General features: G+C 67.1%; 15 protein-coding genes. 8 read left to right on the forward strand and 7 right to left on the reverse strand.

The annotated features are described in order from the left end of the window. Positions 1-85 precede the first annotated feature (85 nt). Positions 86-1,549 carry a lipopolysaccharide biosynthesis protein gene (locus tag ASE02_RS12895; RefSeq protein ID WP_304438360.1) on the forward strand — a complete coding sequence of 488 codons (1,464 nt, stop codon included), beginning with the start codon at positions 86-88 and terminating at the stop codon, positions 1,547-1,549. Continuing rightward, on the forward strand, positions 1,546-2,472 hold the full coding sequence (locus ASE02_RS12900) for a glycosyltransferase family 2 protein (protein ID WP_056734761.1): 927 nt from the start codon (positions 1,546-1,548) through the stop codon (positions 2,470-2,472). Before ASE02_RS12895 ends, ASE02_RS12900 begins: the two co-directional genes overlap by 4 nt. Position 2,473: 1 nt before the next feature. Here the strand turns inward: ASE02_RS12900 and ASE02_RS12905 are convergent, their stop codons facing one another. The 3 genes from ASE02_RS12905 to ASE02_RS12915 are packed head-to-tail and all read right to left on the reverse strand — an operon-like array spanning position 2,474 to position 6,008. Beyond that, entirely contained in the window at positions 2,474-3,754 is a 1,281-nt protein-coding gene (locus ASE02_RS12905) for an O-antigen ligase (RefSeq protein ID WP_235536689.1), read from the reverse strand. Next, positions 3,751-4,452 carry a hypothetical protein gene (locus ASE02_RS12910; protein ID WP_056734765.1) on the reverse strand — a complete coding sequence of 234 codons (702 nt, stop codon included), beginning with the start codon at positions 4,450-4,452 and terminating at the stop codon, positions 3,751-3,753. The genes ASE02_RS12905 and ASE02_RS12910 overlap by 4 nt, the downstream gene beginning before the upstream one ends. A gap of 53 nt (positions 4,453-4,505) precedes the next feature. Further along, positions 4,506-6,008, reverse strand: coding sequence for a lipopolysaccharide biosynthesis protein (locus ASE02_RS12915; RefSeq protein WP_056734767.1), 1,503 nt, complete (start codon positions 6,006-6,008; stop codon positions 4,506-4,508). Positions 6,009-6,161: 153 nt separating this feature from the next. Here ASE02_RS12915 and ASE02_RS12920 point away from each other — a divergent pair, with 153 nt between their 5' ends. Next, entirely contained in the window at positions 6,162-6,860 is a 699-nt protein-coding gene (locus tag ASE02_RS12920) for a polysaccharide biosynthesis/export family protein (protein WP_056734964.1), read from the forward strand. 27 nt (positions 6,861-6,887) lie between these two features. On the opposite strand, the gene ASE02_RS12925 is transcribed toward ASE02_RS12920, so the two are convergent. Continuing rightward, the gene (locus ASE02_RS12925; RefSeq protein ID WP_056734769.1) at positions 6,888-7,163 is read right to left on the reverse strand and encodes a sel1 repeat family protein; all 276 of its coding nucleotides are present in this window, start codon (positions 7,161-7,163) and stop codon (positions 6,888-6,890) included. Positions 7,164-7,479: 316 nt separating this feature from the next. On the opposite strand from ASE02_RS12925, the gene ASE02_RS12930 reads away from it, so the two are divergent. Then, positions 7,480-8,037 carry an RcnB family protein gene (locus ASE02_RS12930; RefSeq protein WP_056734771.1) on the forward strand — a complete coding sequence of 186 codons (558 nt, stop codon included), beginning with the start codon at positions 7,480-7,482 and terminating at the stop codon, positions 8,035-8,037. A 48-nt stretch (positions 8,038-8,085) separates the two neighbouring features. Here the strand turns inward: ASE02_RS12930 and gatB are convergent, their stop codons facing one another. Then, the gene (gene gatB, locus ASE02_RS12935) at positions 8,086-9,579 is read right to left on the reverse strand and encodes an Asp-tRNA(Asn)/Glu-tRNA(Gln) amidotransferase subunit GatB (RefSeq protein WP_056734773.1); all 1,494 of its coding nucleotides are present in this window, start codon (positions 9,577-9,579) and stop codon (positions 8,086-8,088) included. 118 nt (positions 9,580-9,697) lie between these two features. Between gatB and ASE02_RS12940 the strand changes: the two genes are divergently transcribed. The 3 genes from ASE02_RS12940 (at position 9,698) to ASE02_RS12950 (ending at position 11,459) form a co-directional block, all read left to right on the forward strand. Continuing rightward, a complete protein-coding gene (locus ASE02_RS12940) occupies positions 9,698-10,003 on the forward strand; it encodes a hypothetical protein (RefSeq protein ID WP_056734775.1) in 306 nt (101 codons plus the stop codon). Positions 10,004-10,172: 169 nt separating this feature from the next. Further along, the gene (locus ASE02_RS12945) at positions 10,173-11,105 is read left to right on the forward strand and encodes a slipin family protein (RefSeq protein ID WP_056734778.1); all 933 of its coding nucleotides are present in this window, start codon (positions 10,173-10,175) and stop codon (positions 11,103-11,105) included. 24 nt (positions 11,106-11,129) lie between these two features. Further along, positions 11,130-11,459, forward strand: a complete 330-nt coding sequence (locus tag ASE02_RS12950; RefSeq protein WP_056734967.1) for a hypothetical protein — start codon at positions 11,130-11,132, stop codon at positions 11,457-11,459. Positions 11,460-11,498: 39 nt separating this feature from the next. On the opposite strand, the gene gatA is transcribed toward ASE02_RS12950, so the two are convergent. Continuing rightward, positions 11,499-12,971 carry an Asp-tRNA(Asn)/Glu-tRNA(Gln) amidotransferase subunit GatA gene (gatA, locus tag ASE02_RS12955; protein WP_056734779.1) on the reverse strand — a complete coding sequence of 491 codons (1,473 nt, stop codon included), beginning with the start codon at positions 12,969-12,971 and terminating at the stop codon, positions 11,499-11,501. Between the two features lies 1 nt (position 12,972). After that, a complete protein-coding gene (gene gatC, locus ASE02_RS12960; protein ID WP_056734781.1) occupies positions 12,973-13,260 on the reverse strand; it encodes an Asp-tRNA(Asn)/Glu-tRNA(Gln) amidotransferase subunit GatC in 288 nt (95 codons plus the stop codon). 78 nt (positions 13,261-13,338) lie between these two features. On the opposite strand from gatC, the gene ruvX reads away from it, so the two are divergent. Then, positions 13,339-13,812, forward strand: a complete 474-nt coding sequence (gene ruvX / locus ASE02_RS12965; protein WP_056734783.1) for a Holliday junction resolvase RuvX — start codon at positions 13,339-13,341, stop codon at positions 13,810-13,812. Positions 13,813-13,823: the final 11 nt, after the last annotated feature.

Below are 13,823 nucleotides of genomic sequence, written 5' to 3' on the forward strand. Positions count from 1 at the left end.
CCAAGCCCCGCCCCCTTAACGGTTTGCAACAGGTCTTCGGGCCATTCTCCTCGCCAGGCGGCCCCAGAACGGGCGCGCCTGCGACGTGCAGAAGGGCGGCTCGATGTTCTGGCGGGGCGTGATCGGCTACTTGCCGGTCAACATTGTGCAGGGGCTCGTGGGGTTGCTCACGATCGTCACCTTCACACGCCTGCTGACCCCAGGGCAGTTTGGCGACTACGCCATCGGCTTCGCCGTGATGAGCCTGGTTCACACCTCGGTCTTCACCTGGAACGAAGCGGCGATGGCCCGCTACTGGCCCAGCGAAGACCTACGCGACGGCGGCGCCGACCATGCCGCGGCGATCTATCGGACCTGGCTGATCCTGCTGGCCGCCGTGCCATTGGCCTGCATCGTCGCCCTGGCCCTGCCGTTGAACAGCGGCCTGAAGCTGGCGATCGTCGCCGGCCTGGCCGCGGTCCTGCCCAGGACCTTCGCCAAGCTCGCCCAGGAACGCCGCCGCGCGGCCGGCGAGGTCGGCGGCTCGGCGACGATCGACCTTGTCCAGACTCTCGGCGGTTTCATGATCGGCGCCGGCCTTGTCTGGGCCGGCTGGGGCGGCGCGGGACCGCTCGCCGGCTTTGGGTTCGCATCGCTGATCTGCGCTGTCTGGTGTTTCCGCTCCGAGATCGGCAAGGCCAAGGGCGGGCGCTTCGAAGCGGTCCGCCTGCAGCGACACGCCCAGTACGGAGTTCCGCTGGCGCTGTCCCTGATCCTCTCGCTGATCCTGTCCAGCACCGACCGTTTCCTGCTGGCCGCCTTCCTCGATGAAGCCGCGGTCGGCGCCTATCACGCCGGCTACAGCCTCGCCAACCGCACCCTCGACGTGGCCTTCATCTGGCTCGGCGCCGCGGGCGGCCCGGCCCTGGTCATGGCCCTGGAGCGCGGCGGCCGCGACGAGCTGATCACCGCAGCCCGCGAGCAGGCCTCGCTGATGATCCTGCTCACCGTGCCCGCGGCGGTCGGCCTGGCCCTGGTGGCGGCCCCGCTGTCGCACCTGATGGTCGGCGACGGCCTGGCCGACAGCGCCGCCCAGGTCACCCCGTGGATCGCTCTGAGCGGCCTGCTGGCCGGCCTGACCACCTACTACTTCAACCAGGCCTTCATTCTCAGCCAGCGCACCAGCCTGCTGCTGCTGGCCATGGCGGCGCCGGTCATCGCCAACATCATCCTCAACATCATCCTGATCCCGCGGTTCGGCTTGCACGGCGCCCTTTGGGCGACGCTAGCCAGCTACGCGCTGGGCCTGTTGACGGCCGCCATCCTCGGCCGCCGCTCGCTCCCCTTGCCCCTCCCCTGGCTGACCCTGGCCCAGGCGGTCGGCGCGGCGGCGCTGATGGCCCTGGTCGTCAGCCGTATTCCAGCCCTTGGCGGCCTGCCGGAGTTGATCGCCAAAGCCGCTGCCGGGGCCGCCGTCTATGGCCTGATCGTCTACCTGGTCGACGCCGGCGAGTTCCGCAGCCGAGCCGAAGCCGTCCTGCGCACCCTACGCGCCCGGAACGCGACATGACCCAGACCGTGACCCTGTTCGACAACGCCGCCTGGGCGCGAAACCAGGCCAAGCTTTCGGTCCTCATTCCGTTCAAGGGCGACGATCCGACCCCGCTGCTCGCAGCGCTGGCGCGCGAAACCTGCGCGGCGGAGATCGTCATTCTGGACGACGGCTCCGATAACGCCGACCTCGCCGCCAAGGTCGAGGCCGCCATCGCGGCCCTGCCTCTACCCGCACGGTTTGTCCGCCTGGCGCGTAACGAAGGACGCTCCAAGGGCCGCAACCGCCTGGTCTCCCACGCCCGCGCCGACCGCTTCCTGTTTCTCGACAGCGACATGCTGCCGGACGATCCCCACTTCCTCGGCCACTGGCTGAACCTCGTCGCCGAGGCCGACCCACCAGTGGCCTTCGGCGGGTTCTCGCTGAAACAGGTTCCCGCGCGCCGCGACCAGGCGCTGCACCGGGCGATGGCGTCTCACAGCGACTGCCTGGGCGCCGAGGTCCGGGCGCTGAACCCGGAGAAGCACGTCTTCACCTCCAACCTGCTGGTGCGCCGCGACGTGTTCCAGGCCGAGGCCTTCGACGAGAGCTTCGCCGGCTGGGGTTGGGAGGACGTCGAATGGGGCATGCGCGTCGCCCGCCGCTGGCCGATCCTGCACCTCGACAACACCGCCACCCACCTAGGTCTCGACACCGCTGGGGCCATGGCCGCCAAGTATGAGCAGTCGGCCGCGAACTTCGCGCGCGTCATCGCCGCCCATCCGGCGGTGGTCGCGACCTATCCCAGCTACCGCGCCGCCAAGGTCCTGAAGCGGGCCCCGCTGCGCGGCCTCTGGCGGCCGATGCTGAAGCGCTACGCCCTGACCGAGGGCGCCCCGCTCTCCAGCCGCGCCTTCGCCATGCGGCTCTATCGAGCCGCGCTCTACGCCGAGGCGGTCTAGCTCAGCGCCGCCGTGCGCTTGGGGTCGAGATTTCCCGGTCCGGCCAGGCCAGCTTGACTGCGATCGTCACGAACAGCAGCCAGCGGAAGTCATGGAAGGTGACAGCGATGCTCTCCGTCAGCGTCATCAGGCTGTAGACCATCAGGAACGGCACAGCGAGATAGGCGCCCCGGTCGCGGAACACCGCCACCACCGCCAGGACCACGGTCTGAAAATACATCATGGCGAAGGCCGCCAGCCCGAACACGCCCAGTCCCAGCCACTGTTCGATCCAGGAGTTATGGGCGTGGATCGGCACGAACCCGGCGTCCCGGCTGATCTCGGCCAGCGGCGCCCAGACGCCCTTCAAATCCCACACGACCCCGTAGCCGTAGCCTGTCCAGGGTCGCCGCTCGATCTGGCGCATGGCGGCGTCCCAGATCTGGGTCCGCCCGGTGAAGGTGGCGTCCTTGCCCAGCACGCTGAAGAACAGGTCCGAGGCGAACAGGAACAGCGCCGCCACCATCGCCACGCCCAGCACCGCCAACCAGATCGTCGTCACCCCCGCCGCCGGATTTCGGCGCACCAGGGCCACGAAGATCAGGCCGCCGAACCCCAGCATCAACGACACCAGCGAGGTCTTGGAGGTCGACATCAACACCAGGAACAGGGCCAGGATCGCAAAGCCCGACCAGAGCAGCGCCCGCCGGGGATTGAGCACCGCCGCCGCCGCGAGCACCACGAACCCCAGGGCCATGATCCCGCCCAGCGCGTTCTTCTCCGGCCAGACGCCGCGCCAGGCCCCCGGGAACAGCGAGTGCATCACCCCGATCGAGGGGACCAGCAGCGAGACCAGGATCGCGATGACGGTCAGTAGCGCAAAGCAGCCCGCCAGGATCTCGGTCAGCGTCTCCCAGCGATAGCGGGCGGCCAGGATGATGGCCCCCAGCGTGGTGAAACAGAGGGCGACCGCGCGGCGCAGGGTTTGATCAGGTGCCACCGACCAGGCGGTCGAGAGCACCACGATCAGCAGCAGGACGATCAGGAACGGCTGGCGCAGGGTGGCCAGCAGCGTCTCGCGCGGCGACAGGACGCACAGCCCCAGGGTCGCGGCGTAGGCCGGCAGGTACAGCATGCGCACGATGCCGCTCGCCGCCGGGTCGCCGCTCTCGCCCAGCAGCGGGAACACCCAGAACTGGCTGTAGATCAGGAAAACCAGGGCCGCGGCGCCGATGGTCAGCAACCGCCACGCCGTAACAGGCTCCTCCCCGGCCGCATCTCGGCCGAAGACGGCCTGGGTCACGGCAGGATGGCCTTCAGGAATGCCGGCGTCGTCACCACGCCGCGATTGAAGAACAGGCCGGTCATGTGCCCGCCGGCGGCGGTGACGGCGTCGCGTAGCTGGGCCGGGGCCCGGACGTCAGCCTGGTCGGCGGCGACCACCAGCACGGTCTGATCCATGAACGGCGCCACGGTCAGGGCCGCGCGTGACCGCTCGGGCGAGGGCCCGTCGACAATCACCACGTCGGCGAACCGGCGCAGGGCGTTCCAATAGTCGCCGGTCGGCAGGATGTGGACGGTCTGGCTGCCGACCAGCCGTTCGCGCTGGAACCGCGTCACCCACCACCGCGCCGCGCCGACCCGGTGGGCGGCGAGATAATGGGCGTCGGGCCAGACATCGCCGCTGGCGGTGCGCGCCGCCGGCTGGACCGTAAAGAACATCGAACCGTCCGGGCTGGCCTGGGCCGGCGCCGACAGCGCCCCATAGCGTCCCGCGCCGGCGGTGATCGCGGCGTGCTGGGGCGCGGCCATCAGGTCAAGGTCAACCAGCCAGACCGAGCGCCCGGCGCCCTTGGCGACATAGAGCGCGAGTTCGCGCGCCACGGTCGAGACGCCCTCGCCTCGGCGCGCGGCGGTGATCTGGATCACCCGCCCACGACCAGCCGCAGGCGGCCCGAGGGACGCCCACAGTTCGGCCATCTCGGAGTTCAGGTCGACCATGTCTCGAATCGCTGCGCGCGGAGTTGGCCAAGGCTACCGCAAAGCGGAGCTTTCTACCGCGCCTTCATCGTGGCCGCGCCCAGGATCGGGAGGTCCAGGGTGCGCGAGGCCGATTGCGGCGTCGGCATGCCCGGCCGCAGGAACATCCGCAGCAAACCCGCGCAGAGGGCGGTGAAGCCAGCGAACAGGAAGGCCAGCACCACCACCGGTTTCCGCAGGCTCTTGCCCTTGGTCGGCGGGATGGCGCGCTGGACGATTCGGATATTGTCGTTGGTCAGGGCGGCGATCTCCTGCGCCGCGCGGCTCTGCTCTTCCTTGACCGTGAAGTCGCGGACATTGGCCTGCATGACATCGCGGTTGAGCGAGAGCTCCTGGAACCGCGGCTCCAACTGCGCCAGGCGCAGGCGGCGCTGCATCACTTGCTCGATCTGGCCGGCCAAGGCCGCCTGGGACTGCTTCAGGGCGCCGACCTCCGAGGTCAGCTGGATCTTCTCGGTCTGCAGCGTCTGATAGACCGGATTGACGCCGATGCGCTTAGCGCCCTCGCCCGCTGTTCGCCCTGCCGCGATCCCGGCTTCCAGTTGGGCGATCTGGGCGTCCAACTCCTGCACGGGCCTCGCGTCGGCGCGATAGCGCGACAGCAGATCTTCCCGCTGCAGCTTGAGGGTGACGAGCTTCTCGCCCGGCGCGCTGGATACGTCGCGATAGAGGCCGACCTCGCGCGCCACGGCGCCGAACTGGCCGTTCAGAGCGGCCAACCGGCCGATACGGTCCTGCAGCTGGGCGTCGGTCTGATACTTCTGCTGCTCGATCTGCGCCTGCAGCTGCGACAGCGACGTCTTCTCGGCGACGAAATCGCCGATCCGGTTGTTGGTGAGGAAGTCCTCATAGGCGCCGTCGGCCTCGGCCAGACGGCTCTCGAACAACCGACGCTGCTGCTCCAGAGCCGGAGAGCTCGGATCGAGCAGCACCGAGCGCCGATAGATCAGATATTCCTCGAGCAGGGTGTTCAGGATCAGCGCCGCGGTTTGCGGGTCCTGGTGGCTGAACCCGATCCGCACCACCGGGGTGTCCGGCGCGGTTTCGATCTTCAGACCCTGCTCGATGGAGCGGGCGGCCAGCGCCATGATCAGCTTTTTGTCGGCCGGGGAGGCCTTGGCGTACTTGGTGGCGAGCTCAGGATAGGTTCGCGACAGGCCGAGCCGCTCGATCACCCGCAGCTTGAGCTGCCCCGCGCCGAGGATCTCGGTCTCCGATTGCAGCATCTGGTCGGAATCAAGCACCGCCCCTCGCCCGGCGTCACCGGCCCGCGGCTCGTAGACATACTCCTGGCCCAGCCGCACCAGCACGCTGGAATAGGCTTCATAGCTGGTCTTCATGTTCAGCGCCGCCAGCACGCCCAGCACGAAAATCGCCAGGAATATCGCCAGCATCAGGTAGCGCTCGCGCCACAGCAGCGTCGGGAAGTCGGTCAGGGCGTAGCGCGGCCGCGCCGTCCAAAGCGAGGATGGCGCTGCATCCTGCGTCCGTGCTGCCCAACCGCCCTGCGCGACCATGGAATCCCGACCAAACCAACCCTGACCGGACCCTGGGGGCCTGCGATTAACACTCCGTTACCCATTCTCCTTAACCTTTAGGCCATGCTCAGAAGGCGCTCCTCCGCACCCGTGCTCGCCGCTTGCGCCGGCCTGGCCTTGGCCGGATGCGCGATGCCGTCCGCTCCGCCCATGGACGTGATGGGACGGTGGCGGGAACCCGCGCCACGCCAAGCTGCGCAAGCGTTTGGCGACATTCCCTACGCCAGCTGGAGCGACTACGAGCCCGACTACCGGTTCTATCCCGGCGACGAGCTGGAGATTTCGCTGGCCTCGGCGCCGGAGCTCAACAAGACCGTCACGGTGCAGCCCGACGGGCGCATATCGCTGCCGCTGATTCCCGCCGTGATGGCCGCGGACCGGACGATTCCCGAGCTTCAGGCGAGCCTGGCGCGGGCCTACTCCACCCAGCTTCTACGCCCGCAGGTCGATGTGGTCGCCAAGGCCGCGCCCCTGAAGATCTTTGTCGGCGGCGAGGTGGGCAATCCCGGGGTCATCGACCTGACCGGCGACGCCGACGCCCTGCGCGCGATCATCCAGGCTGGGGATTTCAAGACCACGGCAGATCGCAGCGCGGTCTACATCATTCGCCGGGGACCGGACGGACGCGGCATGATGCGGCGCGCCGACCTGTTCCGCGGCCTGAGGAACGCCGAGGCGGACCTGGTTCCCTTAAGGCGCTTCGATATCGTCTATGTCCCGCGCAGCGGCGTGGCCGAGGCCTCGCTGTTCGTGCAGCAGTACTTCCGGGACCTGTCGCCGATTCAATTCGGCTTCAGCTACGCGCTCGGCGCGCAGAATGTCGCTCAATAGACGCAGCGAGAGCTGATCGCGACGCGATCAGCCGGTGGCCAGCCACTCGCGGGCCTGACGCTGAGCCTCGGCGACCTCGTCGGACGCCATCTCCTGGCTCAGTTCCTTGCGATAGACCTTGGCTTCCAACGAGCCGCGCATGGCGGCCAGGTTGAACAGCATGTGGGCGGACACGTAGTCGAGCGGCGCGCCGCCCTGTCCGGTCGAATAGAGCAGCCCCATCTTGAACAGCTCGTCGCCCGAAGCATTCGGTGTCGGCAGCGGCAGCCCTTCCGCGCCTTCGTTTTCCACGCTCGTAAGCATGAGTTCGTTTCCCTAGCCCCGCTGGTCCGTCCCCATTCTGGGTTCCGATCCCGGCGTTCATGAGGGATAGAAAAGTCGATACCCACTAAACATAGGGTTAATCGCCAAAATTCAGCGTGTGCGACGGGTTCTCAATCACTATTCGCGACGCTTACTGCCTGGAAAACTCGGCATCCGGAATCCTATATTTTCCGCGCCCCAGAGCCGTGGCGAGGCGTCATGCGCCCAAGCTGACAACCTCGTTCAGGTCGAGTTCAGGCAAGGCGGATCAAATTATGTATCAACGACACTAACTGCTGAGCCTGGAGGCCTAGCCATGAAACGCCTGATCTTAAGCCTCGCCGTCGCGGCCGCCGTCGCTGGCCCGATGGCCTTCAGCGCGACCTCGGCCCTCGCCGACGACGACCGCGGCCGTGGTCGCGGAAACCACGAGCAACGCTGGGACCGCCATGACGGGCGCGGCGACCGCGATCGCGGCGGTCGCTGGGAGCGTGATGATCGCCGGGGCGACCGGGGTGATCGCTGGGACCGCCGGGACGACCGTCGCGACCATTGGGATCGCCGCGACGACCGCCGCAGCTACAACAACTGGGATCGCGGTCGCCACAACGGCTATTACTACAACAACCGCTGGTACTACGGCCCGCCGCCGCAAGCCTATTACGGCAATCCCTACTATCGCCCAGGCTACGCCGCCTGGCGCCGGGGTTCGTCGCTGCCGCCCTACTACCGCGGCTATGTGGTGAACGACTACTACCGCTACCATCTGCGCCAGCCGCCGCGCGGCTATGCTTGGTACCGGGTCGGAGACGACTATCTGCTGGCCGCCATCGCCAGCGGCATCATCTTCGACATCATCGTCAACGGCTCTTAGCCGCCCGAATGAAAACGCCCCGGAGGTCTCCTCCGGGGCGTTTGACTATCAGATGCCCAGCTTGGACTTCAGCAGCTGGTTGACCGTTCCGGGGTTGGCCTTGCCCCCGGTGGCCTTCATCACCTGGCCCACGAACCAGCCGATGGCCTGAGGCTTTTCCTTGACCGAGTCGGCCTGGCCCGGATTGGCCGCGATCAGGTCCTCGATGATCTTCTCCAGCGCCCCGGTGTCGGAGACCTGTTGCAGCCCTTGCTTCTCCACGATCTCACGCGGACGGCCCTCGCCGGCCCACATGCGCTCGAAGACGTCCTTGGCGATCTTGGAGGAGATAACGTCCTCCTCGATCAGCGACACCAGCTCGGCGATCACGTCGGGCTTCAGCGGACTGTCGGTGATGTCCAGGCCGCCGGCCGTCAGCTTGGCGGCCAGTTCGTTGGTCACCCAGTTCGAGACCAGCTTGGCGTCACGGCCCTTGGCCGCTTCCTCGAAGAAGTCGGCCCTGGCCTGCTCGATGATCAGCACGCCGGCGTCATAGGCGGTCAGGCCATACTGCGACTGCAAGCGCGCCTTCTTGGCGTCCGGCAGTTCGGGCAGCGAGTCCTGGATCGCCTTCACCCACGCCGGGTCGAGCTCCAACGGCAGCAGGTCGGGATCGGGGAAGTAGCGATAGTCGTGCGCCTCTTCCTTGGAGCGCATCGAACGGGTTTCCAGCTTGGTCGGATCGAACAGGCGAGTTTCCTGATCGATCTTGCCGCCGTCCTCGATGATCTCGATCTGGCGGCGGGCCTCGTACTCGATGGCCTGCTGGATATAGCGGTAGGAGTTGACGTTCTTGATCTCGCAGCGCGTGCCCAGGTGGCTGAAGTCGCCGGTCTCGCGGAACTTCTCATAGTTGCCAACGCGGCAGACCGAGACGTTCACGTCGGCGCGCAGGTTGCCCTTCTCCATGTCGCCGTCGCAGGTGCCGAGATAGACCAGGATCGTGCGCAGCTTCTTCACATAGGCCGCAGCCTCGGCGGAGCAACGCATGTCGGGCATCGACACGATTTCCATCAAGGCGGTGCCGGCCCGGTTCAGGTCGACATAGGTCGAGTTCGGGTCCTGGTCGTGCAGCGACTTGCCGGCGTCCTGCTCCAGGTGCAGGCGCTCGATACGGACGTTGAAGGTCGAGCCGTCGTCGTGTTCGACGATGACCACGCCCTCGCCCACGATCGGGTCCTTGAACTGGCTGATCTGATAGCCTTGCGGCAGGTCAGGATAGAAATAGTTCTTCCGGTCAAAGTGGCTCTTCAGATTGATCTTAGCCTCCAGGCCAAGCCCGGTCTTCACCGCCTGCTCGACGCAGTGACGGTTGATGACCGGCAGCATGCCGGGCATGGCCGCGTCGACCAGCGAGACCTGCTGATTGGGCCCCGCGCCAAATCCCACGGCGGCGCCGGAGAACAACTTGGCGTTCGACGCCACCTGGGCGTGAACCTCCAGGCCCAGAACCACTTCCCATTGGCCGGTGCGGCCGGCGATCAATTTCGACGTATCGGTCATGCCGCGTTCCTAGCGCCCCTGGCGGCGGAGCGGAAGTCGGACGCGTGAAATCCCTTGCACGACGCGCGGAACAGGGGCTGAAATCCGCGCCTTAATTAGGGGATTAGGAAACACCCAGATGAACAAGCTGCTCACCGCAGGCCTCATTGGCCTGTCGCTCTCCCTTGGCGCGCTCACGGCTCCGGCCTTCGCCGAGACTCCCGCCGCCGCCGTCTCGGCCGGGGACACCCCGATCGCCGACATCGCCGCCACGCCGGAAGGCAAGGCCGCGCTGGACAAGAACCTGCCGGGCATCACCAGCCATGAGGCCTACGACCAGTTCAAGGGCATGACCCTGAAGCAAGTCCAGCCGATGAGCCAAGGCGCGATCACCGACGATCAGATCAAGGCCCTGCAAGCCGATCTGGACAAGCTGAAGAAGTAAGTTCGACCTTGGTCGAAGCGAGAGCCCCGTCCTCACCGGCGGGGCTTTTTGCTGCACGCCTTCGAAGGCTCGGCGGCAACCTGGACCAGGGCGCAGGCGTTTAATCGCCAAGGCCGGTCCCGACGCAACGGACGCCGGGGCGTCCGCGCCCCCGAAAGAGGCAGGTCCGATGAGACAGGCCGGCGCTATCCCCACCACCCTATTCCTCCTGACCTCAGCCGTCGGCTGGTTGTTGGCCTATCTGACCTATCTCGGCGCCGGTCCGACGCCCGCGCTCTGGGTCGCAGGCCTGTTCCTGGCGCTCGCCCTGCTGGTGGGCGCGGCCGTCAAGGTCGCCCGCCAGTGGGAGCGCGCCGTGGTCCTGCGGCTGGGCCGCTTCCAGACCCTGCGGGGTCCGGGCCTGTTCTTCATCGTGCCGCTGATCGACACCATCGCCTACTGGATCGACATCCGGGTGATCACCTCGACCTTCAAGGCCGAGAAGACCCTGACCAAGGACACCGTCCCGGTCGACGTTGACGCGGTGCTGTTCTGGAAGGTGGTCGATCCGAAGAAGGCGGCGCTCGACGTCGAGGACTTCAGCAACGCCATCGCCTGGGCCTCGCAGACCGCCCTGCGCGACGTGATCGGCAAGACCATGCTGGCCGACATGCTGGAGGGCCGCGAAAAGATCAGCCGCGAGCTGGGCCGGATCATCGAGGCCCGTAGCCAGCCCTGGGGCGTCGAGGTCATCTCGGTCGAACTGAAGGACGTGCTGATCCCGGCCTCGCTGGAGGACGCCATGTCGATGCAGGCCCAGGCCGAGCGCGAACGGCAGGCGCGGGTCATCCTGGGCGATTCCGAACGTCAGGTGGCCGCGAAATTCAAGGAAGCCGCACTGACCTACACCGACGATCCCGTCGCCTTCCATCTGCGGGCGATGAACATGCTTTATGAGGGGCTGAAGCAGAACTCGACCATCGTGATCGTGCCGTCGAGCGCGGTCGAGACGATGAACCTGGGCGGCCTGGCCGGGACCACGGCCTTGGGACTGCAACTGGCCAAGGGCCGCGAGCACAAGCCAGCCCCTGCACGGCCGGCGGCGATCCGGCCGGCGGCCTGAGCCAACCGCTAGATGGAGCGCGCCATGAACGTGTTCATTCTGTTCGCGGGCAGCGGGCCGGTGGTGATCCTCACCTCCCACGCCTCGATCGAAGACCCTGCCCTGCTGGAGAAATTAGCCGCCAAGGGCGTCGACAAGTTCCTCGCCTATAGCGTCCCGTCGGCCCTGGCCAAGGCACGCTATGGCATGCACTTCGACATCGTGGCGCGCGGCCTCTCCGAAACCGACGACCTGCGGGTGTTGGATTTCGACGGCGCGCGGGCCTTCCGGCTGTTCGCCTTCAAGGAAATGACCGGCCCGTTCGTCTACGAGGCCGCGACGCCGCCCCGTGTGGGATCGCTGGCGACAGCATAGTTGGAAGCCCTCCCCGGTCAGGGAGGGCTTCTCAACGATCTACCACCACTTGGCGGGCTTGGCCTTGAAGTCGGCGGCCTTCTCGATGGCGCCGCCGAGCGAGAACAGGGTCCCCTCGTCCAGCGCCTTGCCGATCAGCTGCAGGCCAAGCGGCAGGCCGTTCACATCGACGCCGGCGGGGATGCTCATGCCGGGCAGGCCCGCCAGGTTCACCGTCACCGTGAAGATGTCGTTCAGGTACATGGCCACCGGGTCGTCGGCGTTCTCGCCCAGGCCGAACGCCGCGGACGGCGCGGTGGGGGTGAGCAGCGCGTCGACCTTCTCGAAGGCCTGGTCGAAGTCGTCGGCGATGCGGCGGCGGACCTTCAGCGCCTTCAGATAGTAGGCGTCGTAATAGCCGGCCGAGAGCACGTAGGTGCCGATCAGGATGCGGCGCTTCACCTCGGGGCCGAAACCGGCGGCGCGGGTGTTCTCGTAGGTCTCGGTGAGGTTGGCGCCCTCTTCGCGCAGGCCAAACCGCATGCCGTCATAGCGGGCCAGGTTCGAGGACGCCTCGGCCGGGGCCACGATGTAGTAGGCTGGCAGCGCGTATTTGGTGTGCGGCAGGGAGACCTCGACGATCTCGCAGCCGGCGTCCTTGAGCCAGGCGATGCCCTGCTCCCAGAGCTTCTCGATCTCGGCCGGCATGCCGTCGACCCGGTATTCCTTCGGAATGCCGACCCGCAGGCCCTTGACCGACTTGCCGACGAAGCTCGGGAAGTCCGGCACGTCGATGTCGAGGCTGGTCGAGTCCTTGGCGTCGTGGCCGGACATCGACTTCAGCAGGATGGCGGCGTCCTCGACGGTCTTGGCGATCGGGCCGGCCTGGTCGAGCGACGAGGCGAAGGCGACGACGCCCCAGCGCGAGCAACGGCCGTAGGTCGGCTTGATGCCCACGGTGCCGGTGAAAGCGGCAGGCTGGCGGATCGAACCGCCGGTGTCGGTCGCCGTGGCGCCCAGGCAGAGGTCAGCGGCCACCGAGGCGGCCGAACCGCCGGACGAGCCGCCCGGGGTCAGCTTGGCGTTGGAGCCTTCCGAGCGCCACGGATTGATCACCGGACCGAAGGCCGAAGTCTCGTTGGACGAGCCCATGGCGAATTCGTCGAGGTTCAGCTTGCCCAGCATCACCGCCCCGTCGCGCCACAGATTGGCGGTGACGGTCGACTCATAGGTCGGAATGAAGTTGCCCAGGATGTTCGAGCAGGCCGTGGAGCGGACGCCCTCGGTGCAGAACAGGTCCTTGATGCCCAGCGGCGCGCCGTCCAGCGCGCCGGCCTCGCCCTTGGCGCGGCGGGCGTCGGAGGCCTTGGCCATCTCGATGGCCTTTTCCGGCGTTTCGAGCACGAAGGCGTTCAGCGGCTTGGCGGCCGCGACGGCCTCGACGTGGGCCTGGGTCAGTTCCTGCGAGGAGAACGACTTGTCGGCCAGCCCGTCGAGGGCGGCCTTCAGCGTAAGCTTGGTGAGCGAGGTCATACTATTCCACCACCTTGGGAACGACGAAGAAGCCGTCCACGGTCTTGGGCGCGTTGGAGAGCACCTTGGAGGCGTCGCCGCCCTCGGTGACCACGTCCTCGCGCATCGGCGCAGGCATGTGCACCGCCGAGGTCATCGGCTCGACACCGTCGGTGTCGACTTCGCTCAGTTGTTCGATCCAGGTCATGATGCCGTTCAGCTCGCTCGCGAGCTGTTCCAGCTTCTCCTCGGGCTCGGCGATCCGCGCGAGCCTCGCGACCTTACGGACGGTCGCGGCGTCGATGGCCATGGGGCCCTCCTAATGGTTCGAGGGAGGGGTTAGCCGTGTGGGCCTCCCTTTGACAAGCGATGACCGCTATTGAGAGCCATGGCCGTTGTCGAACTGACTGAAATTCCCGCCCTGATTCCCCGCTATTCAGCCCTGATCGGCCTCGATCTGGGCGAGAAGACCATTGGCGTGGCGGTGTCCGACACCACCCGCATGGTGGCCAGCCCCTTGGAGCTGATCCGCAAGACCAAGTTCACCCAGGAGGCCAACCGGCTGTTCTCGCTGATCGACGGGCGCGAGGTCGGCGCCATTGTCATCGGCCTGCCGATCAATATGGACGGCACCGAGGGCGTCCGTTGCCAGTCCAACCGCGCCTTCGCCCGCAACCTGCTGCGGCTGCGCGAGATCCCGATCGCCTTCTGGGACGAGCGGATGTCGACCATGGCGGTGAACCGCTTCCTGATCGACCAATTGGACGCCAGCCGCGCAAAACGGGCCGGTCTGGTGGACCAGATGGCGGCCGCCTGGATCCTGCAGGGCGCGCTGGAACGCCTGCGATCTGTGGGTGAATGAGCGGCAACGCT

Origin of the sequence: Phenylobacterium sp. Root700, assembly GCF_001429025.1 — a bacterium.
Taxonomy (GTDB): domain Bacteria; phylum Pseudomonadota; class Alphaproteobacteria; order Caulobacterales; family Caulobacteraceae; genus Phenylobacterium.